Source organism: Brevibacillus sp. NL20B1 (assembly GCF_018195675.1).
In the GTDB taxonomy this organism is placed as follows: Bacteria; Bacillota; Bacilli; order Brevibacillales; family Brevibacillaceae; genus Brevibacillus; species Brevibacillus aydinogluensis.
On sequence record NZ_JAGTPT010000004.1, the window covers coordinates 1 to 22,026 of the forward strand.

Sequence of the window (22,026 nt, forward strand, 5' to 3'; positions counted from 1 at the left end):
ACTTTTCAGAAAGAGGTGAATTACCTGAAAAGTTAATGCCCTTGTAAAAGTAAGAATATTTTTGTTCTATTTGTTGTTCATTCTTCTGAGATGTACTTACTTTAGAAACTGCAGGGGTAGCATTCACAACAACTGGTGCTGTGAGAGAAAATACCGTTATTAAGGTTAGCACAGATAATGAAACTGTCTTTTTCAAAACATTCCCTCCTTATTTTGGGATTTTTCCATTCCAAATTGTATATATATTACAATAATTTGTAAATATCTTGGTAAGTGGATTTACAATTTTGTCATACTGCTAAACACTTGCGGTCATCAGAAAACCGACGTCAGCTTGCTATTAGTCCGCGATGATGGTCAAGACTCAGGTGGTACTGCTCATCACAAAAAAGGACAGGACAGCGTGTTTTGACGCTGTCCTTTCTCCTGCGTGTCTATCAGGAAGCTTGTACCTGTTTGATAAACTCTTTCATCAACTGCGGCAGATCGTTCCAGGCATGACCGGAGATCAGGTTGCGGTCCACATGGAAGCGGGTTTCCACGTAAGTCGCCCCGGCTGCTTCCACCTCCGGACGGCAAGCAATGTAGGCGGTCATCTGACGCCCCTTGATCTGGTCAGCGATCACCGTCAAGGCCACGCTGGCGTGACACAGAATCATGATCGGCTTATCCTGTTGGAAGAAATGACGGGCGATGCGGGGAAAATCCTTGTGCATCCGGATGTGTTCCGGAGCGCGCCCGCCCGGAATGATCAGCGCGTCGTATTCTTCCGGGTTGATCTGTTCAAACGAAGCGTGGGCTTCCACCTGGTAGCCCCGTTTTTCCGTAAACGTCTGCCAGTCTTCAAAGTCGTGCACGACAGTATGGAGCACCTTTTTATCCGTAGGGGAAGCGATCGTTACCTCAAATCCTTCCTCCAGGCATCGATAGTACGGGTAGTACACTTCCAGTGCTTCGACGGCGTCACCGGTCAGGATCAGCACTTTTTTCGACATTCTGGCTCCACTCCTTTACAATGTGTTTATGTGACAAGCAATATTATAGTCACGTATGCCATACGTCGAAAGAATGCACTTTTTCGTGCGATGGTTACAAAAAGGATACTATTGACGAATTTCAAGCAAACGAGGAGAAGGACATGTCTGACATTCGCAAGGAGATTCAGGAGAAGATCCGCAACGGAGACTTTAACTGCGAGAAGGAACTGACGCTGTCCATTATCAGCGGCAAGTGGAAAATCGTCATCCTGTGGCATCTCGGGGTAGAAGGGCCGCACCGCTTCAGCGAACTGCAGCGGCTGTTCCCCAAAATTACGCACAAGATGCTGACCAACCAATTGAAAGAACTAATCGAGGACGGCATCGTTCATCGGGAAGTCTACCCGGAAGTGCCTCCGCGTGTGGAGTATTCCATGACGGAGCTGGGGATGACCCTGCTGCCCATCATTCAGATGATGTACGAATGGGGAAAAAAACGCATGGCTGCGATCAAAAAAGAGATGGGGCTTGCGGAAGCGGAAGCTGAAGAGGTGTCAAAAAAGGGATAGACGCTTGTCGCGCTATCCCTTTGCCTTTGTTTATGGTGATGGTGATGGCTGAACACTGTTTTTCGGCGGTGCCATCAGGTCGCGCAAAATGGCCACTTCCACCCGTCTGTTTTTGGCCCGTCCTTCCGGTGTATCGTTGCTGGCCACCGGATGGTACTCGCCCATGCCGGTCGCGCTGAACTTGCGCGGATCGAGCTGTTTGTTTTCCAGCAGGACTTTTAGGAAGTTGACCGCCCGTTTGACGCTCAAATCCCAGTTGGAAGGAAACTCCGCGCGATGAATCGGGACGTTGTCCGTATGTCCGGTGACGGTCACCTTTTTGGGGTGAGGCACCAGCATCGCTGCCAGTTCCGTCGCCAGCTTCCGCGCTTCCGGCTTAAGGTCGGCCTTGCCGGAATCAAACAGCGCGTTGTCCAGGATGGTGATCAGGAGCCCTTCTTCGGTCATTTGGGTCTGCAGCTTGTCTCCCAGCTTGTTGCTGATAATGTACGCTTCCATCTGCTGCTGCAGCTTTTTCAGGTCTTCCGTTTCCTTGTGAAACGCCTCTTCCAGCTTTCGCTCTTCTTCCGTCTTGTTACGTTCGGCCTGCTGCCCCTTGTGCAGCGTCTGCTGGGGGAGGGTGGGATCGAGCGGCACCGGGCTCGGCTGATCCAGTACGCTGATCCCGCCGTTTAGTGCAACGTTGAAGGAGCGGACCAGTTGGTCAAATTTTTGCGCATCCAGCTTGCTGGACGCAAACAGGACGATGAACAGCGCGAGCAAAAGCGTCAGCAGGTCTGCATACGGAATCAGCCAGGTTTCGTCCATGTGCTCTTCGTGACGTACCTGACGTTTGAGTCGTCTAGCCATTTACCACGGCCTCCTCCTCCTTCTTCACATCCCTCGCCTCCACGCGTTCCTGGGTCGGGATGTAGACCAGGAGCTTTTGCTCAATAGCCGCCGGGGATACGCCCGCCTGAATGGAGAGCAGCCCCTCCACCATGATTTTCTTAATTTCGATTTCCTGTTTGGATTTGCGCTTCAGCTTGTTGGAGAACGGGTGCCACAGCACGTAACCCGTAAAAATACCGAGCAGCGTAGCGACGAACGCCGCCGCGATGGATTGCCCCAGCACATCTACGTCGCTCATGTTGGTCAGCGCGGCAATCAGGCCGACCACCGCCCCCAATACCCCGAGAGTCGGGGCGTAGCTGCCCGCCTGGGAAAAAATTTGCGCGCCCGCTTGATGGCGCTCCTCGATCGAATGAATTTCTTCATTGAGCACGTCGCGAACAAACTCCGGTTCGCCACCGTCAATGATCATCTTCATGCCGTTTCTCAGGAACGGATCTTCAATCTCGTCGGAGGTGTTTTCCAACGCCAGCAGGCCTTCGCGGCGGGCAATGGATGCCCAGTGCATGAACTGGTCGATCAACTCCCGCTTGGACGGCAGCTTTTGTTCGGTAAACAGCACGCGAAACAGCGCCGGTATCCGTTTGATCTCCGACAGGGGAAACGCGTTGAACACGGAGGCAGCCGTACCCACGATAATAATCATAAATGCTGCCGGATTGATTAACGATGTCAGGCTGGCGTTTTTCAGCACCATTCCGACACCAACTGCGAGGATGCCTAGTACAATACCGATCCAGGTCGACTTTTCCATGGTGACACTCCCTACTTCCCGTAATCAAAAATCTCTCTATATATGGTTTCGGTATTTCTGCTCCGGGTTGTGAGAGGAAGTTGAGGAAAAATCGAAACTCTTTGTTACACCGCTAACGCAAAACGGCTTTAGGCAAACCATTGGGTCAGCCCGATCATGACCAGGAGGCCGAGAATAAACGAAAAGGTGGCCGACCGCGCGTGCCCGTCTCCATGACTCTCGGGAATCAGTTCCTTGTAGACAATAAACAGCATCGCGCCGGCGGCAAACGACAGGCCGTAAGGGACCAGCCCCTCCACAAGCGCCGTCAGATGGTAGCCGACCAAGGCAGAGACAACCTCCACCGATCCGGTCAGCGTGGCGAGCAGGAACGCCTTGAAGCGGCTTACCTGCTGATTAATCAGAAACAGCGCGACGAGGAAGCCCTCCGGGGCATTTTGCACCCCGATCGCAAAAGCGATCAGACCGCCCAGTCCGGGATGCTCGGCAGAGTAGCTCACTCCTACGGAGAGCCCCTCCGGTATGTTGTGCAGCGTGATGGCTGACAGAATCAACACCGCCTGCGTATCCATCGAGATGTTGACGCGCGTGTGCTCCAGGTCAATGTGCGGAATGAGGCTTTCCAGCACGGTCAGCACAAGCGTTCCGGTCAACACGCCGAGACAGACGACGACAAACTGCTCGTTCGCCAGCGCCTGCGGAATGAGACTGAAGGTGGCGGCCGCCATCATGATGCCCGCTGTAAAGGCAAGCAGGATATCCCGCCAGCGGTGTGTCACCGAATGAAAGAAGAGAATCGGCAAGGCTCCTAAACCCGTCGCCAACGCCGACAGCAAACTGCCGATGACCAGTTGTTCCATTCCCACTCCTCCAGCGCTTTGAGTCCACGATACCCACATGATACCACGGAGAGCGGACCAGAAGGAAACACTTGGCTGCCCGTCAATCCCGGGTCCTCCCGGCTCCCGCTTGCAGGCAGAAACAGCGCCGTAATAACGGCGCTGTCAGCGTGTAGACAAAGTCCGTGGTGCATGGGTAATGGGGCCCGCTCGCTCTCTTGACGACCAGCAACGAAGTCGATAGAGTCCGCTCCAAAACGCGACGCGGGCAGGGGGCAAACATCTGGGTATTTCGACGAAGTGAGACTTGTGCCCCCTGTATTCCCCGCGTCTTGCGTCTTTTCGCTTTGCAGGTCGTCAAAGGAGCTCGCTTTGCCCCATCACCCCATGCCATGTACTTTTTCTCCACCTTCGTTTGATTAATGTGCAGGCCTTGCGGCCTGGAAACGATGGAAAAATCGGTTCCTTGGGAAACTACATCATAAATAAAAGCAGTTTGTCTTCAGTCTGACAGCGCCGTAATAACGGCGCTGTCAGTGTCCGAGAGCAAGTATCTGCTGAATCCGCGATTCTTCGTTCAAAAGCGGGCAGGTGTAGCAGTACCGGCCGCTCGCCAGGCAGTGCTGGAAGCAGCATTGGCGGCGAATGCGAATCTGCCGGTCCGGCTGCTTGGGATGCGAGACGACGGTAAAGTTGGTGTCAAGCGGATTGCCTGTGGTGAGGCCAAACAGGTCCGGTCCGGCTTGACGGCACAAAAAACGGAAATCGGCGGCAAGCTGACCGCGAAGCGCAGCCAGTTCTTCCCGCTGCTGCCACTCCTCGTAATAGTAGTGCACGATGTAGGCGGTATGCGCCCACAAAATCTTGGCGTGAATGCCGGTAACCGCAGACAGGGTCGCAATCAGCGGGTGAATTGTCTCCGCAAAAAAGCGGCGCAGCACCTGTTCCCGCCAGACGTCCCGCCCCTGTCCGCCGGGCGTGCTGACACTCCCATCCCGCAGGACAAACCGGGGAAGGGCCCAGTTTTTCTCAGCAGTCAAAAGAATGTTGCCCAGCGATAAATCAAGCCCGGCCGAATAGACGGACATGGCGTACAAACCGCCGCACAGTACGGTCAGGAAGCGTTTGAAGAAGATGGACGCGGTCACCACGGGCGTGGGGGAACCGATCTGTTCACCCAGCTGGCGCAAAAACGGCTTGACGGTCTCTTTCTGCAGCAGACCGTCTGCGGCAAACACCAGCGGCGCAGTCACTTCGCCTGCGATCGAGAGGCGGTACGTTTGTTCCAAAACGGACAGATTCAATTCGGCGGACATGGGCGACTTCCTTTCGTGTTCTCTCCTTGGCATTATATTCAGCTATAATGATTTTCATTATCATCTTTCTTGCTGACATCCATTATAAGCCGCCCACCCTCCCGGCACAAGGGCACGACGACGAAATCAGCACAATCGATGCATACGATTGCCATATACCGCCAGAATAACAATGTAAGCACGTAAAGGAGGGTTGTTATGTCACTGATTCCTTATGAACCATTTCGCCATCTGGAGAACGTGCGCCGCGAGCTGGACCGTTTCTTTACCACCGGAATGCCCGGCCTCTTCGCCGGCACGGAGGGGTTCCTGGCCACTCCCCGCATTGACGTGTACGAAACGGATACGGAAGTGGTCGCGACGTGTGACATCCCCGGTCTGGAAAAAAAGGAAGACGTGCAGATCGATATCGAGAACAACGTCCTGACCATATCCGGCAGCATCAACAAGGTCAACGAGGTGAAGGAAAACCGGATGCACCGGCAGGAGCGGTTCTCCGGCCACTTTTCCCGCTCCGTTACGCTCCCTGCCCGTGTCTCTTCCGAAGGGGTAAAAGCCACCTACAAAAACGGCGTCCTGGAAGTGCGCATTCCCAAAGCGCATCCGGATGAGAAGCGGCGCATTGACGTGGAGTTTCACTAGGTCCCGCCAGCATGGAAACACGCCTCCCCGCACAGGGAGGCGTAGTTTTTTGGACCAGGCACTCTGGTCAGGAGGCAGAAAACTGTCACGGGAAGATGTGATGTGCGGCGTACGTTCGTTACACCATGTCTGTGACCGGTACGTTTTCCCCAGTTCCGCATGAGCCCAAATAGTGGCGAAAACTGTTCTTTCCACTACTCCCGCCTCTCCTCACAGATAATCAGTGGGGCGAAAGGGAAGCTCGACCTGCGCGCGCTTGTGTAGGATAATGGAACAAACACAAAAGAGACAAAGAATTGCGAAACAGGGTAACGGGAAAAGGAGGAACCCATCGTGCGACACTACGACGCGATTGTCATCGGAGCCGGTTCAATGGGCATGGCAGCGGGGTATTACCTGGCCCGGCAAGGAGTGAAAACACTGCTCCTGGATTCCGGCGATCCGCCTCACCAGAGGGGGAGCCATCACGGGGATACCCGAATCATCCGGTACGCATACGGCGAAGGCAGGCAGTACGTGCCGCTGGCGCTGAGGGCCAAAGAGCTGTGGGCTGAGCTGGCCGAAGAAACGGGAAAGCGCCTGTTCGTGCAAACGGGCGTACTCAGCGCGGGGCCTGCGGACGCGCCGTTCCTACGAGAGGTGCAGGAGAGTGCAGCGCAATACTCGCTGCCGCTGGAAGTGCTGGACGCGGGGAATGTCGGACAGCGCTGGCCGGGCATCCGTCTGCCCGCAGAGTTTCTCGGTTGTTTTGAACCGACAGCGGGCGTTCTCTACAGCGAAGAGTGCATCCGCGCCTACCGCAACCGGGCGCTGGCTGCCGGAGCGGAGCTGCGCACCGGCGAGCGGGTGACCGGCATTCAGGCAAAGAGCGACAGTGTCAGCGTGCAAACGCAAACCGACACCTACAGCGGGAGCGCGCTGCTGATCAGCGCCGGCGCCTGGAGCGCAGGGCTTTTGGTCTCGCTCGGCCTCTCCCTGCCGCTCACTCCCACCCGCAAAACCGTCTCCTGGTTTGCTGCGGACGAACAGCTGTACAGCAGCGACCGCTTTCCGGCCTTCCTTTTCACGCTGGCCGATTCGATGTTTTACGGTTTTCCCAGCCTGGACGGCGCGGGGGTCAAGATAGGGCGGCACGACGGCGGGCAGCCGGCCGACCCGGACCAGCTGGACCGGACCTTTGGCCTTTATCCCTCGGACGAAGCGGATACGCGGTCGTTCCTGGAACGGTATATGCCCCAGGCTGCCGGACCGCTTCGCCAGGGCAAGGTCTGCCTGTACACCTATACGCCTGACGAACACTTCATCATAGATCGTCATCCCGAATATCCCCATATCGTCATCGCCGCCGGTTTTTCCGGTCACGGCTTTAAATTCGCCAGCGCCGTGGGAGAAGCAGCCAGCCAGTTGATCACCCGGGGAACATCAGAGATCGACCTGTCCCTGTTTCGAGTGACCCGCTTCTGAACAAATTGCACGCAAACAGCCTCGCCCAAGTCAGGGGCGAGGCTCAGCGTGCAGACAGCTACACCTCCCAAACGGACGAGCCGATCCGAGCGATAACCAGCTCCCATGCCGGCAGCGGCTCTGCATGTGAAGCCTGGGCGAACGAGCTGCCCTCAAACTGGGACAGGTACGCAAACCCGGGCCGCGTCACCAGATCAGACAGGAAGGCCGACCGGGTGGCGCCCGGTCTCCGCTGCCGGTTGAGATGGCGAATGAACATCTCGGCGGGACCGATGCCGATGCCGTGACCGTAGTACTCCCCTCCTCCCAGCACCACTGCATTCTCTCCCTGCCACTCCGGTGTGGACGGATCGAAGTCGGGATTTTCAAAATACACAATGTCTCCCGGCAGGAAGGACCTCGTCCGAACCGTTGTCAACCGCAGGTCCTGGTCATACCGCCAATCGTACAGAAGCAACCCGGAAAACAGCCGGTCAAAGTCGGACCGCCGTATCGATTGCAGCACGGCGTAGTAGATTATGACCACCATCGCCGTGGCGCATTCCAGCGCGTAGGCCCGGCCGCGGCGGAAAATATCCTCGATGGCGACGGACGGCGGCACGTTTTCCCGGAGAAGGCACCCGCCGTACTCGGTTTTGATCCAAAACTCCTCGTTGCACCTCGTCCGTTCGAAAGTGGCGAATGCCAGTCCGCTGTGGGCAAGTGCCACTGCTGATTTCACCAACCGCTCGCGCAACTTCAGTTCAAACCGCAAGACCTGGGCAGAGGGATAGGCGTATACGTCCCGGCTGCGCGCCATGGCCGTCACCACTTCCCGCTGTCCCCCGGATAACGACCACGCTCCCAGTAACTCGGACGGATCGACCGGCGAACCTGCGATTGTAATCATGCGATCACCCCTCTCTTACCGGATCCTTGTAAATGTCTATGCAACGAGACGGTGAATATCACCCCCATCTCTGCTGCGGATCACAAGTCGAGGAGTGCATTCTCGCTAGGCGAGCCACATCTGAATGGCCGGCAGCAGGAGAAATACCCACACGACCGAGATGAGCGCGCCGGCGATTACGGCCAGCGTCGAGGAGCTTCCCGCCAGATCCCCCCGCTCAAACGCCTTGACCATGCCCAGCACATGTGCCCCCATGCCGTACATCAGCCCGATCGACTCGGGCCGGTTAAGCGCGCAGCGTTTGATGATCATCGGTGCCATAAAAACGCCCGCATAACTGGTCAGCATGCAAAACACGGCTGTCAGCGACGGCACTCCGCCGATCGCCTGCGACAAGCTGACGGCGATCGGCATGGTGACGGAACGGGGGATCACGCTGATGGCCGCCGTTTCCCCCAGGCCCACGAGCATCGTCGTCGAGACACCCGCGATGATGGACACCAGCGATCCGGCAGCCAGACTCAATATGATGATCTGCCAGTTGGCGGCAAGAATCGGCCAATTCCGGTACAGAGGGACGGCAAACGCCACTGTCACGACACCCAGCATTTCGTGTAAAATGGAAGCGTTTTCAATGTACGCCTCGTAAGGAAGACCGGATACAGCCAGCACACCGATCACCGCCGCCGGAGTCAGCACGGCGGGAGAAAACAGCAGGCCCGGTCTGCGTCGATTTATCCGCTTGCTGAGCCAATAAAAGAGAACAGTCAGCGGCAAACTACACACGCTCCACGCAATCACGCCGCTTCCCCTCCCTCATCCGGTGCAGCCGTTCCGCTATGACACCGGTGGAAACCATCACCAGTGCGGTTCCGCTCAACACGACGAGCAGCACCAACAACCCCTTTGTCCCCAACAGCCACGGGACCTGCACAATCCCGACGATCGTCGGCACAAAGAACAGGATCATCTCGCCAAAGAGCAGCGCCGCTCCCGCTTCCACCCACGTGAGCCGCACCCATCCCGCCTGCAGGGCAACAAACAGCAGCATCATCCCGATCAGGGAGCCGGGCACGTGCAGGTGAAATACCGCCGCGACCGCCTTTCCCAACCAGGAAAACAGGAGCAGAAGCAGCATCTGCGGGATTGCTTGCAGCCATTTTTTCATCGGGACCGCCTCCTACGGACATGCCACATTGTTACGTTCATTCTACGCCGTCCCGATTTCATTCGTACAATACATAATTGTCATCAAATCCATGCCTTGTGGTTATGATGCAAGGTGCTGTTGAACAAAGGCGACAAACGCCCGTGCCGCGCGCGACAAATAGCCGTCCTTGCGGTAGATCAGCGCGTAATGCCAGTCGATCGGCGGCGAAGAGATGCGGACCATTTTCAAAAGACTGTTGTTGAGCCGTCTGGCTACGGAGCGGGGAACCAGTGAGATGCCCAGTCTGGTCGCGACCATTTCCCCGACGAAATCCCAGAGCGAACTCATGTAGGCGACCTGCGGTTCAAACCCGGAGCGCCTGCACGCCTGCCGAACCACATCGTGCAGGGCGTACTCCTCGGTGAACAGGATAAACGACTCGTCCTTTAATTCCGCCAGACTGACCGACTCCCTGGCGGAAAGCCAATGCTCTCGGTGAACGATGGCAACCAGGTCCTCCGCCGCGAGCGGAACGGCGACAAATGATTGCGTGTTGACCGGAAGGACCGTCAGCCCGACGTCGATGTGCCCCTGCTCCACCTGCACCTCCAGCCGCTTGGCGCTGTACTCCCTCATCTCCAGGTCGATGCCGGGGTATTCCTGTTTGAACCGAGCAATCACCTGGGGCAGCAGCAGCGATCCGACCGTCGGCATCATGCCGATTTTGACCCTGCCCCGCTGCAGGTTTCTCATTTCGGCCACAGAGGCATAGAGGCTCTCCATCAGCTGAAGCATTTTGGTCGCATGCTCGTACACCAATTCGCCTGCATCGGTCAGTTTCATCTTCCGGTCGCTTCGCTCCAGAAGCGTCACCCCGAGCTCCGCTTCCAGACTTTTGATCACCTTGCTGATGGACGGCTGGGAGACGTGCAGGACCTCCGCCGCCCGCGTAAAGCTCCGCTGTTTCACCACTTCGGCAAAATACTGAAGCTGCCTGATGTCCATCGCTCTGCCCCCTCTTCGCGCAGCTTGTCTGTCCTTCCAGCTTACCACACATGTCAGCGCGCGCAGAAATCCTCCCGCTCCCGCCTCCAGGTCCGCATCCGATTTCCCGGGGAACTGTCGCTGTCTGTCCACTCCCCCAAAAAAGAAACCACCCGCAGTCCGGATGGTTGGCGTCTTCCGGCGCTAGCGGATGGCGTTCCAGTCGTATGGCGTCTCCTGGTAGACGTAGTAGTTGAGCCAGTTGGAAAACAGCAGATTGGCATGGGCACGCCAGTTTACCACCGGCGGCTGGCTGGGATCGTCGTTGGGGAAATAGTTTTTGGGAATGGCGATGTCCAGGCCCTTGCTGCGGTCGCGCTCGTACTCGTCACGCAGCGTCCCCTGATCGTATTCCGAGTGGCCGGTGACAAAGATCTGCCGGCCGTCCTTGGTGGCCACGATGTAAACGCCCGCTTCTTCCGATTCGGAAAGGATCTCCAGCTCGGCCACCTTTTCGATGTCCTCCCGCCGGTTTTCCGTATGGCGCGAGTGGGGGATGTAGAACACGCTGTCAAATCCCCGGCACAGCTTGACGTTTGGCTTGTTTACCGTGTGCGCAAAGACGCCGAACAGCTTCTCGGGCAGCGGGTGCTTGGGCACGCCAAAATGATGGTACAACCCCGCCTGCGCCCCCCAACAGATATGCAGCGTGGAGGTGACGTTGGTCAGCTTCCAGTCGAGAATCTGCTGCAGTTCCTTCCAGTAGGTGACCTCGTGAAACGGCAGTTGTTCAACCGGCGCGCCGGTGATGATCATGCCGTCAAACTTTTCGTCCTTGATCTCTTCAAAAGTCTTGTAAAACGTGGACAGGTGCTCAGCCGGGGTGTTTTTGGAGGTGTGGCTGCCGGGATGGAGCAAAACGATTTCCACCTGCAGCGGCGTGTTCCCCAAAAGGCGGAGCAGCTGGGTTTCCGTCGTCTGTTTGACCGGCATCAGATTCAGGATGACGATGCGCAGCGGCCGAATGTCCTGCGTAAAGGCCCTGCTTTCCTTCATGACAAAAATGTTTTCTCTTGCCAATATCTCTGTTGCCGGCAGTTCGTCAGGTAATTTGATTGGCATGGTTCTCCCCCTTCCATCCGTCGCAGTGATGTCCGCAAGACAGTAATCCGACAAATTCGACAAGTATACTTTTCTTTCCTGCTTCCAGAATAGGTTCAAGGAAAGAAAATGATGACAATTTGTGCAGCAAAAACCCCCAACCACCAGCGGGTCAGGGGCAGATGCCATGATCGTGTGCAATCGCGGGTTCCTTGTCTCTGTGCGGCCGGCCTGCGTGCCTCACGCCTCAGCCGGCAGCTGTTTCGTTTCGTTGTACACGTCATAATCCAGCTCACCGGTCACTCTGCTGGTAAGCAGGCCGGCCGTCATGCTGCCGCTTACGTTGAGAGCCGTCCGGCCCATGTCGATGAGCGGCTCGACGGAGATCAGCAGCCCGACGATCGCCACCGGCAGATTCATCGTCGACAGCACCATCAGAGCGGCAAATGTCGCACCGCCGCCAACGCCCGCTACGCCGAACGAACTGAGCGCAACGACGAGAATCAGCGTCAGAATGAACGACGGCGAAAGCGGATCGACGCCGGCAACAGGAGCCGCCATTACGGCCAGCATCGCCGGATAGATTCCCGCGCAGCCGTTTTGGCCGATGGACAGACCAAACGACCCGGCGAAGTTGGCAATGCCCTCCGGCACTCCCAGTTCGTCCGTCTGCGTCTTGACGTTAAGCGGCAGCGTACCCGCGCTGGTCCTGGATGTAAAGGCGAAAGTCAGCACAGGGAACGCCTTTCTCACAAAGGTGAGGGGATTTAATCCCGCCAGAGCCAGCAGCAGCAAATGAACGGCAAACATGACGAGCAGGGCCGCATACGACGCCACGACAAATTTGCCCAGGTTCCAGATGGCTTCGTAGTCACTGGTGGCGGTCACCCGTGTCATGATCGCCAGTACGCCGTAGGGTGTCAGACGCAAGATGAGCGTCACCACCCTCATTAAGACCGTGTAAAACGTGTCGACGATGCCGGCGAATTGTTCGGCATGGTCAGGATGCTTCCGCTTCACTCCCAAAAACGCCAGGCCAATGATGGCGGCAAAGATGACGACGGCGATCGTCGACGTCGGGCGTGCTCCCGTGAAATCCTGGAACGGGTTGGCCGGCAGCAGCTCCAGGATTTTTTGCGGCAGCGTCATCGTTTGCAGCTCGCCCAGCTTCTGCTCCACCTGCTCGATGCGCGCAGTCTCCGCTGCTCCCTGCTGCAGCTGCACGCCGTCCAGGTCAAACGCGAATGTGAAGCCAATCCCGATAGCTGCGGCCACTGCGGTCGTGCCCACCAGGATGACGAGAATCAGCGTGCTGATCCTCCCGATGTTCGCGGACAGCTTCATTTTGGTAAAGGCAGCCAAAATGGAGAGAAAGACCAGCGGCATGACAATCATTTGCAGCAGTTTGACGTAGCCTTTCCCCACAATGTTGAACCAGTCGATCGACGTCTGCAGTACGTCCGACTTGATGCCGTATACAGCCTGCAGGATCAGACCGAAAACGATCCCTGCCCCCAGAGCGGCAAAGACGCGTTTGGAAAACGACACATGCTTCTTCTGCATGGCATACAATCCGGCCATCAGAAGCAGCATGAACACAATGTTTACAATGGACAACAACGTCAGCATGATAATTCCCTCCGATTGTCCGGCATGACTTCCTGATTCCGCTCCGATGCGGAACAATACATTTATATGATACAAAAACCGATAGGTCAAGTAGGATTTACACTTACATACATACGAACACCAGACGCCTATGTCACTATCTCATCTGGCACATACCAGATTGACAGCCAAGGTTACCATCGGTTATTTTATAACCAACGGTTACTAACCATTGGTTATCATATGTCCAATCACATGAAAGGAGCGAGAATTCCCATGCCGAACAGACAGGAAATCCGTTCCGAGGAGACGCGACGGGCGATATTGGCAGCAGCCGGAACGCTGTTTGCCGAACGCGGTTTTGACGCCGTGACCATGCGGGAGATCGCCAAACAGGCTGGATGCTCCCACACGACCATCTACCTGTACTTCAAGGACAAAGAGGCGCTCCTTCACCATCTCTCCATGGAACCGCTGCAATCCCTGCACCAGCAGATGGAGGCCTTCCTGCGCGACCAAACGCTCGCTCCCGCAGACAGCCTGCAGGCAGTCACCCGGACATTCGTCCGCTTTTGTCTGGCGAACCGGAACATGTACACGATTTTTTTCATGGCAAAAGCGTCCCGCGTTGACGAAGAGACGCCGGCGCTGGAGGTCCAGCAGATTCGGAACCGGTTGTTCGGCCTGCTCAGGCAGGCGGTCCGGGCGTGTCTGCCGCCGGATACGCCGGACGATCGGGTGCTGGCCTACACCCGCATCTATTTCTTTACCCTGCATGGAATCATCGGAACGTACACCCACTCCGCCGAGCCGCTCGACCACCTGCTGAAGCGGCTGGAACCCACGTTTGACCTCGCCTGGGACGTCCTGCTGGCCGGATTTCACCATACCGCGACAAAAGGAAGTGGTGCGTAGATGAAGGCGGAACAAATCTCCGAGCACATTTGGAGCCTCAAGGCGTGGCTGCTGATCCCCGTGCGCGTCTGGGTCGTTACCGCTGACGACGGCGTCACGCTTGTCGACGCCGGCCTGCCGTTCATGACCGCCGGCATTTTGCGGTTTATCGACAGGTTGAACGCCGGTCCGCTGCGGCGCATCCTGCTCACGCACGGCCATTCCGACCACGTCGGGGCGATCAGGGGGATTCTGGACAAATACGCCGTTCCCGTATACGCACACCGCATCGAGATTCCCTACATGGAAGGAGCGCTGCCGTATCCCCGCCGCAAGAAACCGGAGCGCAACGTTGCCGCAGGACTGGCGGCACCGCTCGCCGAAAGCGCGGACGGACAGCTCCAACCCATCGCCGGCCTGAAGCCGTATCTGACCCCCGGCCACTCCCCCGGTCACGTCGTCTACTATCATGAGCAGGACCGCGTGCTGCTCGCCGGCGACCTGTTTACCTCCAAAAACGGACAGCTCCGCCGACCAATGCCGATGTTCACGGCGGACATGGCGGAAGCGGTGAAAAGCAGCGCCATCGTGCGGGAGCTGATGCCCAGGCGGCTGGAAGTATGTCACGGCGGACCGGTGTTTGCGGCCGGAGAGCAGGTGGCGGCGTATATGCGCAAGTACGGGTAAAGTCTCGAAAAAATCATTGGAGCGTCCCCTATCCTCCCAGAGTGCAGACAACCGCACCTTGCCATCCACTGCAATGCAGCTCCGCTCGCTTTCTGGCAATTACAGGAATTAACAGCTATAATAGGATTGTCCCTATGCGGTCTATATGTCTATATATGGAAAGCAAGCGAGAGGATGATTCCGATGAAAAAATGGGTAGCGGCTGCATTGTGCGCCTCACTGGCATCTGTCGGCGGTTGGGCACTTGCGAAAAACACGGATAACATCGCATTGATCGTCAACGGCAAAAAAGTAGAAACGGATGTGGCCCCGCAGATTATCAACGGACGCGTCATGGTTCCCGTTCGCGCGGTGTCGGAGGCGATGGGCGCTGAAGTGAACTGGGACAGCAAACAAAGGGCGGTGATCGTTAGCAAACCGGAGGGGCCAACACCGATCGCCCGTTTGCCGCATGAGCAGACCACGCTCTATGCCCTGAAAGAAAAAGATGGCCTGTATACTCCGCTGTTGGCAGAACACCAGGGCCAATTCAAGCTGTTTGACTGGAAAAGCGTAACAAACCCCAGCTACACGCCAACGATCCAATCCAAAGACCTGACGGGTGACGGAAAAGACGAGCTGATCTTCATTCTGACGACCGGATATGGAACCGGGGCACTGACCCAGGACGTCCACGTCCTCCAACCGGACACATGGGAGGAACGAAAGGTGCCTGATCCGGTCGAGACGCTGAAGCAACACATGACGAGCAAGGTCACCAAGGACCACGTCGAGATTTCAATTGACGGAAAGACAACGGTGATCCCCGCAGACAAAATCCCTGCGGAACCATCCAGCTGGTTTTCGTCTCTTGGAATCGGCGGCATCGTGACCTATGAAACGCAGGGAGACGCTCTGCTCGCCCGTGTTCCCGCCCAGTTGTCACCGGCGCATGTCGTGGGCCAGTTTCACATCACCTATCAGTTTGCCAAGGATCAATTCCAGGTAAAGACTATCGAATTCGTGCAGGACTAGCCTGGTCAAACGAAGTTAAAGAAGAAGTGCTAGAGGACAACATCACCCATGACACCACAGACTTTGTTTACAGACTGAACCGGACAGCGTTTTGCTGCCCGGTTTTGGTTTTTTTAATAGCCCTCCACCCGGAAGAAGGTGTGGTTGCCAATCACTTTTTTCTCCACGACCTTCCTTGCAGTGGAACCAGGGAAGGTGAAGTATTCGACACCGTTATTGTATGACACCCTTGTCGCATAGTACGAGTTGGTCACAAACCACAGGCAGTTGCCGATCGGATTGGGCGTCGTGGACATGTTCATGGCGATATTCAAGGAATCCTTCCAGGCCTGCGAGGACAGATCCGGCTTCCGAGCCGCTTCCGTCGTCATTCCCTCAAACTGATACTTCTTCAGCAGCACCCCCTCGTACGTATTCCCGCCAAACTCGGAAAGGTTTTTGGCTTTTCGGTTTTTGGCCACGTGCGCACAACCGCGCTTTCCTTCAAGCGATTCCCCACGCGCCTCGGCATATACCATGCGGGCGAGCAAATCAACGCTGTCGCGCCCTTTCATTTCAGTGAGATCCCACGGATCACTGCCGATATTCGTCAACGGTTCACCATACGGATACGCCATGTCTGATACCCCTTTCATGTTTTGGATTTGAAAGAAACGAAGGGGTGTTCAACTTAAGCGGCCCCACCCCAAGCCGCTCTGTTGAATTTCGTTTCATCTCCATAGGCAGGAACAGGGACGAAAATACAACCCTGGCTGCAAAAAAGAAGGAATCTCTGCCCGGCGGCGAAAAAAAAAGCCCTCTCCCCTGAGAACAGGCGTTTTTCGCGCATGTGTGAAAAGCGTATCAGCAACAAATTGACGAGTGCGATTCATTCCTGAATAATTATACAAAAACGCATAACAGTGAATCATACGGCAAGCTCAGCGCCTGATGAGCGCACACCATCGGCATCTATTCAAGAATGGATAGGGACAGGGCAAAGGGGGACAGCGACGTGAATGACCAACACACGTGGAGCGAAGATTTGGCCATCCTGCAGTCGCTCAAGGACGATCTGCTGGTCACGAATACGGATGGCATCATCGTGCGGGCCACGGAAAAAACCGGGGAGATTTACGGTGTGGACACGAAAGATTTGATCGGCAAGTCGGTGTACGACCTGGAGAAGGAAGGGCTGTTTACGCCGATTGTCACGCCGATGGTCATCAAGGAACGCAGAAAAGTCACCGTGATACAGACGACAAACAAGCGGAAAAAGCTGCTGGTCACGGGCATTCCGGTGTTTGATCCCAACGGCGAACTGATCTTTATCGTCAGCTACTCCCACGACGTGACCGAGCTGATCAACCTGCAGCACTTCCTGCAGGTGCTGGAAGAAGACATCGAGCGCGTGAAAAGCGAGCTGGACATGCTGCGCAACAAGCATCTGCATGCGGACGGAATCATCGCCAACAGCGAGGAAATGAAAACCGTGATCGACACGGCGCTCAGGGTGGCCGAAGTGGACGCCACCATCCTGCTGCTCGGTGAATCCGGGGTGGGCAAATCGCATGTCGCCAAGTTTATTCACAATCACAGCGGACGCGCCAAGGGACCGTTCATCGAAGTAAACTGCGGAGCGATCCCCGATGCGCTGTTTGAGGCGGAACTGTTTGGCTACGAGAGCGGCGCCTTTACCGGGGCCAATCCGAAAGGAAAGCTGGGGCTGGCCGAGCTGGCTTCCGGCGGGACACTGTTTCTCGACGAAGTAGGCGAACTGTCGCTGATCAACCAGGTCAAACTGCTGAAATTGATTCAGGAGCGTCGGTTCTTCCGGCTGGGCGGCACCAAGGAACGGGAGGCGGATTTCCGCCTGATTGCCGCCACCAACAGGGACCTGGAAGCGGCCGTGAGCGAAAAGACGTTTCGCGAAGACCTCTACTTTCGCCTCAATGTCGTGCCAATAACCATTCCGCCGCTGCGCCGGAGAACGGAGGACATCCTGCCGCTGATCCAGCACTTTTTGCGGCAGTTTGAGCAAAAGTACAAGCGAAAACGGACGCTGGACGAAGCCGTGATCCACCGCCTGATCTACTACGAGTGGAAAGGAAACGTGCGGGAACTGATCAACGTCATCGAGCGACTGGTCGTCACCTCTTCCTCCCCGGTGGTGACGGTCGATCTGCTGCCGGCGTACCTCAATCGGCGATACGATCAGCCGCTGTTCGATGTGCATGAAAATCGGCCGCTGCAGGACATCCTGGATCAGGTCGAACGGCAGGTCCTGCTAAAGGCGAAACGAACGCACAAGACCACGGTGAAAATGGCGCAGGCGCTGGGGATCAGCCAGCCGTCCGTGGTGCGGAAATTAAAAAAACACGGAATCACGTAAGGGGTTGGAACGAAACTTGCAGTTCACTCCCGGCAGACAAACGAGGAGGGTTGCTGCATGTCAAGCGATTGGAGTCATTTGGTTGGTCAGATGCATACCTTGCTGGCGCCAAGCATGGCCAAAGACCACCCGAATCTGCCGGTAGTCAAGGCGGAAGGCGTCTACTACTACGGATTGGACGGCAAGACCTATCTGGACTTTACATCCGGCATTGCCGTCGCCAATACCGGTCATCGCCATCCGAAAGTGGTGAAGGCAATCAAGCAGGCGGCGGACCAACTGGTGCACGGTCCGTCCGGCGTAATCATGTACGAGTCGATCCTGCGGCTGGCCAAGGAATTGACCACCGTGCTCCCGGCTGGACTGGACTGCTTTTTCTTTGCCAATTCCGGCACGGAAGCGATCGAAGGGGCCATCAAGCTGGCCAAGCACGTGACGAGGCGCCCCTACGTCCTCTCGTTTCTCGGCTGCTTTCACGGGCGTTCGATGGGTTCCCTTAGTGTGACGACATCGAAAAGCAAGTACCGAAAATTTCTGCAGCCCAGCGGCTTGTCCTACCAGCTCCCCTACGCCAGAGTGGATGAAGTTCCGCCAGGGGCCGATCCTGACGTATATTGCGCCGAACAACTGGAAAAGGATGTGGCGACACTGTTCGCCCATCAGGTAACGCCCGAAGAAGTGGCCTGCGCAATCGTCGAGCCGGTTCTGGGCGAAGGCGGCTATATTGTCCCGCCCAAGGGCTGGCTGAAAAAGCTGAGGGAGATCTGCGACCGGCACGGAATCCTGTTGATTTTCGACGAGGTGCAGACCGGTTTTGGCCGCACCGGCAACTGGTTTGCCGCCCAAACCTTTGAAGTTACCCCTGACATCATGGCGATCGCCAAGGGGATTGCGTCCGGCCTGCCGCTCAGTGCCACGGTCGCTTCCCAGGAGCTGATGAAGCAGTGGCCGCTGGGCAGCCACGGCACCACGTTTGGCGGCAATCCGATCGCCTGTGCGGCAGCTCTGGCCACGCTGGAAGTGATGAAAGAAGAGAACCTGGTGGAAAACGCGCGCGTGATGGGCAGCTACGCTCAGGAACAGCTTTGCCGCCTGCAGCAGAAACACCCGACGATTGGCAGCATTCGCGCCGTCGGACTGATGATCGGCATCGAAATTGTCGATCCGCGCACGAAGGCTCCCAATGGAGAGGGATTGCTGACCATCCTGAACAAGTGCCTGAGCAAAGGCGTGTTGTTTTACCTGTGCGGGAACCGCGGTGAAGTCATCCGCATGATTCCTCCGCTCACGGTGACCAAGGAGCAAATCGACGTTGGCCTGCGCATGCTGGACGAAGCCATTACGGAATACGAACAGGAAATACTGTGCATCGGCAGCAGTGCCGTGTAACCAACTTTCACAGGAGGAGGCCGTCTATGGTAAGGTACAAACCCAAGGATTCATCCCAATCCCCCCGCTTTTGCGGCGTGCGCACGTTCATGCGGTTGGAACAGGTGCGGACGACGGACGGTGTCGACTTTGCGGTGGTGGGCGTCCCTTTTGACACGGGGGCGTCCAACCGAACCGGTCAGCGGTACGGCCCGCAGCATATCCGGAACGCTTCGGTGCTGCTTCGCCCGTACAATCCCGATCAAGACATCCATATCTTTGAATACTGCTCCGGTGTTGATTACGGCGATATCGACGTGGTTCCATTCAACATTCACAAGACGTACGACAACATGGAGCGGGAGCTGTTTTCGCTCATCGACAACGACGTGACCCCGATCATTTTGGGCGGGGATCACTCCATTTCGCTCGGCAGCCTGCGCGCATTTGCCAGAAAATTCGGTCCAGTCGCCCTGATTCACTTCGACTCCCACGGAGACACATGGGACAGCTATTTTGGCGAAAAGTACACACATGGAACGCCGTTCCGCCGGGCAGTGGAAGAAGGATTGATCGATACGTCCCATTCCATCCAGATCGGGATGCGTGGACCGCTCTACGGACCGGAAGACATCAACGACGCCCGGGCGCTTGGCTTTGAAGTGATGCCGATGAGCGAACTGCGCGCCATCGGCGGTGAGCAGGCAATCCGCCGCATTCATCAGCGGGTGGGAAATCGGCCGGCGTACGTGTCATTTGACATTGATTTTGTCGATCCCGCGTACGCGCCGGGCACGGGAACCCCGGAAGTCTGCGGGCCTACCAGCTACGAAGCGATTCAACTGGTGAGAGGGCTGGACAAGCTTCAGCTGGTCGGGTTTGACCTGGTTGAAGTCCTGCCGTCGCACGACCCTGGCGAAATTACAGCCGGACTGGCCGCGGCCGTAGCCTACGAAATGATCAGTCTCATCGCGTGGAAGCACCGCCGTAAACAGGTACATCAGGAGGGATAATGGATGAACAGCATCGATACGATCGTCATTCTGCTGTATTTCGCGCTGCTGATTGCGGTGGGTGTCATCGGCTCTAGGCGCGCCCGGACATCGGAAGAGTACGCATTGGCGGGACGCAATCTGGGCATGTTCATGTTTCTCGGCTGTTTGTCCGCCGTCATTTTGGGCGGAGCTTCCACCATCGGCACGGCGAAGCTGGGCTACACATACGGCATTTCCGGCATCTGGTTTGTCACCATGATTGGTGCTGGCATCATGCTCCTGGGCGCCTTGTTCATCAAGCGGATCTCCCAGTCCAACGTGACGACGATCAGCGAGTTTTTGGGCAAGCGTTACAATGCCGAAACCCGGCTCGTGAGCGCCCTGGTTGCGGCGATTTACACGCTGATGGTAGCCGTGACGCAGGTGATCGGGATGGGCACCATCATCAACGTGCTGCTGGGGTGGGACATGACTCTCTCGATGGTTGTCGGCGGCGGAATCGTGCTGTTCTATACGATTTTGGGCGGCATGTGGAGCGTAACGATGACGGACATCATCCAATTCATCGTCATGACCGTGGGCGTTTTCCTGGTCATGCTGCCGATGAGCCTGTCGCATGTCGGCGGGTGGGATCAACTGGCATCCAGACTGCCGGCCGCCCATTTTGATCTGACTTCCATCGGCGGCGAGCAAATTTTTCAATATTTCCTGCTGTACGCGCTCGGCATGGTGGTCTCCCAGGATATTTGGCAGCGCGTCTTTACCGCCCGCACGATGCAGATTTCCCGTACCGGTTCCGTTTTGGCCGGTGTCTACAGCATGTTGTATGCGGTTTCATTGACCATCGTCGGAATGTGCGCATTCGTCGCCTTCCCTCAACTGGAAAACCCGCAAAATGCGTTCACCACCATGGCCATTTCCATTCTGCCCAATGGCGTGCTGGGCCTCGTGCTGGCCAGCGTCTGCTCGGCGCTGATGTCGACCGCCTCCGGGACGCTGCTCGCCTCCTCCACATTGCTTACTCACGACATCATGAAGCCGTACTGGTTTCGGGACATGGACGATCGGCAGCTGCTGCGGCTGTCCAGGGTAACGACGCTGTTCATCGGCGCGCTCGCCATTGTCTTTTCGATCTGGATTCAGGACGTGCTGGTCGCGCTTGACGTGGCGTACGCCATTTTATCCGGTGCAATATTCGTTCCGCTCGTGGTCGGATACTTTTGGAAGCGGGCGACAGCGAAGGCAGCCTTTTCCTCGATCATTGCCGGCACCGTCGTCGTGCTGGCCGGATTGGCGATCGAAGGTCTCAGCTCGACGAATCCGATCATGTACGGCATCGCCGTCAGTTTGGCCGTCATGATCGGCATGTCGTACACAACCGCCCCGAGCGTTTCCGACAACGTCCATTCAATCAAGTGACGGGGCACTTCCACCCGCGAGCCTGCAGCGACGGGACCCGGGACAAGCTCGCCGCGAACGGATATAAATGAGCCACGAGAGAATATGAGGCTGA

Annotated in this window: 22 protein-coding genes and 1 pseudogene; 10 read left to right on the forward strand and 13 right to left on the reverse strand. The window is 56.7% G+C overall.

What is annotated here, in order from left to right; translation table 11 throughout:
* Both KDN35_RS04070 and KDN35_RS04075 read right to left on the reverse strand, forming a co-directional pair.
* Window positions 1–196, reverse strand: a pseudogene (locus KDN35_RS04070) (hypothetical protein); the annotation flags it as partial.
* Between the two features lie 241 nt (window positions 197–437).
* On the reverse strand, window positions 438–995 hold the full coding sequence (locus KDN35_RS04075; protein WP_171565158.1) for a DJ-1/PfpI family protein: 558 nt from the start codon (window positions 993–995) through the stop codon (window positions 438–440).
* A gap of 143 nt (window positions 996–1,138) precedes the next feature.
* Between KDN35_RS04075 and KDN35_RS04080 the strand changes: the two genes are divergently transcribed.
* Window positions 1,139–1,546, forward strand: a complete 408-nt coding sequence (locus KDN35_RS04080; protein WP_212132148.1) for a winged helix-turn-helix transcriptional regulator — start codon at window positions 1,139–1,141, stop codon at window positions 1,544–1,546.
* Window positions 1,547–1,576: 30 nt separating this feature from the next.
* On the opposite strand, the gene motB is transcribed toward KDN35_RS04080, so the two are convergent.
* The 4 genes from motB to KDN35_RS04100 all read right to left on the reverse strand — a co-directional run bounded on the left by motB (window position 1,577) and on the right by KDN35_RS04100 (window position 5,346).
* Window positions 1,577–2,395 (reverse strand): flagellar motor protein MotB, encoded by an 819-nt coding sequence (gene motB, locus KDN35_RS04085; RefSeq protein WP_212132149.1) that lies wholly within the window; start codon window positions 2,393–2,395, stop codon window positions 1,577–1,579.
* Window positions 2,388–3,191, reverse strand: a complete 804-nt coding sequence (motA, locus tag KDN35_RS04090; RefSeq protein ID WP_171565163.1) for a flagellar motor stator protein MotA — start codon at window positions 3,189–3,191, stop codon at window positions 2,388–2,390. The genes motB and motA overlap by 8 nt, the downstream gene beginning before the upstream one ends.
* Before the next feature lie 128 nt (window positions 3,192–3,319).
* Window positions 3,320–4,051 (reverse strand): ZIP family metal transporter, encoded by a 732-nt coding sequence (locus KDN35_RS04095; RefSeq protein ID WP_171565165.1) that lies wholly within the window; start codon window positions 4,049–4,051, stop codon window positions 3,320–3,322.
* Window positions 4,052–4,563: 512 nt separating this feature from the next.
* Window positions 4,564–5,346 (reverse strand): IucA/IucC family C-terminal-domain containing protein, encoded by a 783-nt coding sequence (locus KDN35_RS04100; protein ID WP_212132150.1) that lies wholly within the window; start codon window positions 5,344–5,346, stop codon window positions 4,564–4,566.
* Between the two features lie 198 nt (window positions 5,347–5,544).
* Here KDN35_RS04100 and KDN35_RS04105 point away from each other — a divergent pair, with 198 nt between their 5' ends.
* On the forward strand, window positions 5,545–5,988 hold the full coding sequence (locus KDN35_RS04105) for an Hsp20/alpha crystallin family protein (RefSeq protein ID WP_171565168.1): 444 nt from the start codon (window positions 5,545–5,547) through the stop codon (window positions 5,986–5,988).
* 333 nt (window positions 5,989–6,321) lie between these two features.
* Window positions 6,322–7,452 (forward strand): N-methyl-L-tryptophan oxidase, encoded by a 1,131-nt coding sequence (solA, locus tag KDN35_RS04110; protein WP_212132151.1) that lies wholly within the window; start codon window positions 6,322–6,324, stop codon window positions 7,450–7,452.
* A 58-nt stretch (window positions 7,453–7,510) separates the two neighbouring features.
* On the opposite strand, the gene KDN35_RS04115 is transcribed toward solA, so the two are convergent.
* The 6 genes from KDN35_RS04115 to KDN35_RS04140 form a co-directional block, all read right to left on the reverse strand.
* Window positions 7,511–8,341 (reverse strand): protein-glutamine gamma-glutamyltransferase, encoded by an 831-nt coding sequence (locus KDN35_RS04115; protein ID WP_171565172.1) that lies wholly within the window; start codon window positions 8,339–8,341, stop codon window positions 7,511–7,513.
* Window positions 8,342–8,446: 105 nt separating this feature from the next.
* Window positions 8,447–9,142: an LrgB family protein gene (locus KDN35_RS04120; RefSeq protein WP_212132152.1), complete on the reverse strand. Its 696-nt coding sequence runs from the start codon at window positions 9,140–9,142 to the stop codon at window positions 8,447–8,449.
* Complete coding sequence (locus tag KDN35_RS04125) at window positions 9,120–9,509, reverse strand: CidA/LrgA family protein (protein ID WP_171565175.1); 390 nt, start codon at window positions 9,507–9,509, stop codon at window positions 9,120–9,122. The genes KDN35_RS04120 and KDN35_RS04125 overlap by 23 nt, the downstream gene beginning before the upstream one ends.
* A 102-nt stretch (window positions 9,510–9,611) precedes the next feature.
* Window positions 9,612–10,496 carry a LysR family transcriptional regulator gene (locus tag KDN35_RS04130; RefSeq protein ID WP_171565177.1) on the reverse strand — a complete coding sequence of 295 codons (885 nt, stop codon included), beginning with the start codon at window positions 10,494–10,496 and terminating at the stop codon, window positions 9,612–9,614.
* 183 nt (window positions 10,497–10,679) lie between these two features.
* Complete coding sequence (gene metA / locus KDN35_RS04135) at window positions 10,680–11,597, reverse strand: homoserine O-acetyltransferase MetA (RefSeq protein ID WP_171565179.1); 918 nt, start codon at window positions 11,595–11,597, stop codon at window positions 10,680–10,682.
* A gap of 219 nt (window positions 11,598–11,816) precedes the next feature.
* Window positions 11,817–13,205, reverse strand: a complete 1,389-nt coding sequence (locus KDN35_RS04140) for an L-cystine transporter (RefSeq protein WP_212132153.1) — start codon at window positions 13,203–13,205, stop codon at window positions 11,817–11,819.
* Between the two features lie 255 nt (window positions 13,206–13,460).
* Between KDN35_RS04140 and KDN35_RS04145 the strand changes: the two genes are divergently transcribed.
* The 3 genes from KDN35_RS04145 (at window position 13,461) to KDN35_RS04155 (ending at window position 15,779) form a co-directional block, all read left to right on the forward strand.
* On the forward strand, window positions 13,461–14,099 hold the full coding sequence (locus KDN35_RS04145; RefSeq protein ID WP_212132154.1) for a TetR/AcrR family transcriptional regulator: 639 nt from the start codon (window positions 13,461–13,463) through the stop codon (window positions 14,097–14,099).
* Window positions 14,100–14,765, forward strand: a complete 666-nt coding sequence (locus tag KDN35_RS04150) for an MBL fold metallo-hydrolase (RefSeq protein ID WP_171565184.1) — start codon at window positions 14,100–14,102, stop codon at window positions 14,763–14,765. It abuts the gene before it with no gap.
* A gap of 183 nt (window positions 14,766–14,948) precedes the next feature.
* A complete protein-coding gene (locus tag KDN35_RS04155) occupies window positions 14,949–15,779 on the forward strand; it encodes a copper amine oxidase N-terminal domain-containing protein (protein ID WP_212132155.1) in 831 nt (276 codons plus the stop codon).
* Window positions 15,780–15,892: 113 nt separating this feature from the next.
* Here KDN35_RS04155 and KDN35_RS04160 read toward each other — a convergent pair whose 3' ends face one another.
* A complete protein-coding gene (locus tag KDN35_RS04160) occupies window positions 15,893–16,396 on the reverse strand; it encodes a cell wall hydrolase (RefSeq protein WP_171565188.1) in 504 nt (167 codons plus the stop codon).
* A gap of 344 nt (window positions 16,397–16,740) precedes the next feature.
* On the opposite strand from KDN35_RS04160, the gene KDN35_RS04165 reads away from it, so the two are divergent.
* Genes KDN35_RS04165 through KDN35_RS04180 form a run of 4 tightly spaced genes read left to right on the forward strand, consistent with a single transcriptional unit; the run spans window position 16,741 to window position 21,932 of the window.
* Window positions 16,741–18,150 (forward strand): sigma-54 interaction domain-containing protein, encoded by a 1,410-nt coding sequence (locus KDN35_RS04165; protein ID WP_212132156.1) that lies wholly within the window; start codon window positions 16,741–16,743, stop codon window positions 18,148–18,150.
* Between the two features lie 57 nt (window positions 18,151–18,207).
* The gene (locus KDN35_RS04170; protein WP_171565192.1) at window positions 18,208–19,539 is read left to right on the forward strand and encodes an aspartate aminotransferase family protein; all 1,332 of its coding nucleotides are present in this window, start codon (window positions 18,208–18,210) and stop codon (window positions 19,537–19,539) included.
* A 26-nt stretch (window positions 19,540–19,565) separates the two neighbouring features.
* Window positions 19,566–20,531, forward strand: coding sequence for an agmatinase (gene speB, locus KDN35_RS04175; RefSeq protein ID WP_212132157.1), 966 nt, complete (start codon window positions 19,566–19,568; stop codon window positions 20,529–20,531).
* A gap of 3 nt (window positions 20,532–20,534) precedes the next feature.
* A complete protein-coding gene (locus KDN35_RS04180; protein WP_171565195.1) occupies window positions 20,535–21,932 on the forward strand; it encodes a sodium:solute symporter family protein in 1,398 nt (465 codons plus the stop codon).
* Window positions 21,933–22,026: the final 94 nt, after the last annotated feature.

Coding starts and splice junctions, on each gene's coding strand:
- KDN35_RS04075 (WP_171565158.1), bottom strand. CDS start 995: ATGTCGAAAAAAGTGCTGATCCTGACCGGTGACGCCGTCGAAGCACTG.
- KDN35_RS04080 (WP_212132148.1), top strand. CDS start 1,139: ATGTCTGACATTCGCAAGGAGATTCAGGAGAAGATCCGCAACGGAGAC.
- motB (WP_212132149.1), bottom strand. CDS start 2,395: ATGGCTAGACGACTCAAACGTCAGGTACGTCACGAAGAGCACATGGAC.
- motA (WP_171565163.1), bottom strand. CDS start 3,191: ATGGAAAAGTCGACCTGGATCGGTATTGTACTAGGCATCCTCGCAGTT.
- KDN35_RS04095 (WP_171565165.1), bottom strand. CDS start 4,051: ATGGAACAACTGGTCATCGGCAGTTTGCTGTCGGCGTTGGCGACGGGT.
- KDN35_RS04100 (WP_212132150.1), bottom strand. CDS start 5,346: ATGTCCGCCGAATTGAATCTGTCCGTTTTGGAACAAACGTACCGCCTC.
- KDN35_RS04105 (WP_171565168.1), top strand. CDS start 5,545: ATGTCACTGATTCCTTATGAACCATTTCGCCATCTGGAGAACGTGCGC.
- KDN35_RS04115 (WP_171565172.1), bottom strand. CDS start 8,341: ATGATTACAATCGCAGGTTCGCCGGTCGATCCGTCCGAGTTACTGGGA.
- KDN35_RS04125 (WP_171565175.1), bottom strand. CDS start 9,509: ATGAAAAAATGGCTGCAAGCAATCCCGCAGATGCTGCTTCTGCTCCTG.
- KDN35_RS04130 (WP_171565177.1), bottom strand. CDS start 10,496: ATGGACATCAGGCAGCTTCAGTATTTTGCCGAAGTGGTGAAACAGCGG.
- metA (WP_171565179.1), bottom strand. CDS start 11,597: ATGCCAATCAAATTACCTGACGAACTGCCGGCAACAGAGATATTGGCA.
- KDN35_RS04140 (WP_212132153.1), bottom strand. CDS start 13,205: ATGCTGACGTTGTTGTCCATTGTAAACATTGTGTTCATGCTGCTTCTG.
- KDN35_RS04145 (WP_212132154.1), top strand. CDS start 13,461: ATGCCGAACAGACAGGAAATCCGTTCCGAGGAGACGCGACGGGCGATA.
- KDN35_RS04150 (WP_171565184.1), top strand. CDS start 14,100: ATGAAGGCGGAACAAATCTCCGAGCACATTTGGAGCCTCAAGGCGTGG.
- KDN35_RS04155 (WP_212132155.1), top strand. CDS start 14,949: ATGAAAAAATGGGTAGCGGCTGCATTGTGCGCCTCACTGGCATCTGTC.
- KDN35_RS04160 (WP_171565188.1), bottom strand. CDS start 16,396: ATGGCGTATCCGTATGGTGAACCGTTGACGAATATCGGCAGTGATCCG.
- KDN35_RS04165 (WP_212132156.1), top strand. CDS start 16,741: ATGGATAGGGACAGGGCAAAGGGGGACAGCGACGTGAATGACCAACAC.
- KDN35_RS04170 (WP_171565192.1), top strand. CDS start 18,208: ATGTCAAGCGATTGGAGTCATTTGGTTGGTCAGATGCATACCTTGCTG.
- speB (WP_212132157.1), top strand. CDS start 19,566: ATGGTAAGGTACAAACCCAAGGATTCATCCCAATCCCCCCGCTTTTGC.
- KDN35_RS04180 (WP_171565195.1), top strand. CDS start 20,535: ATGAACAGCATCGATACGATCGTCATTCTGCTGTATTTCGCGCTGCTG.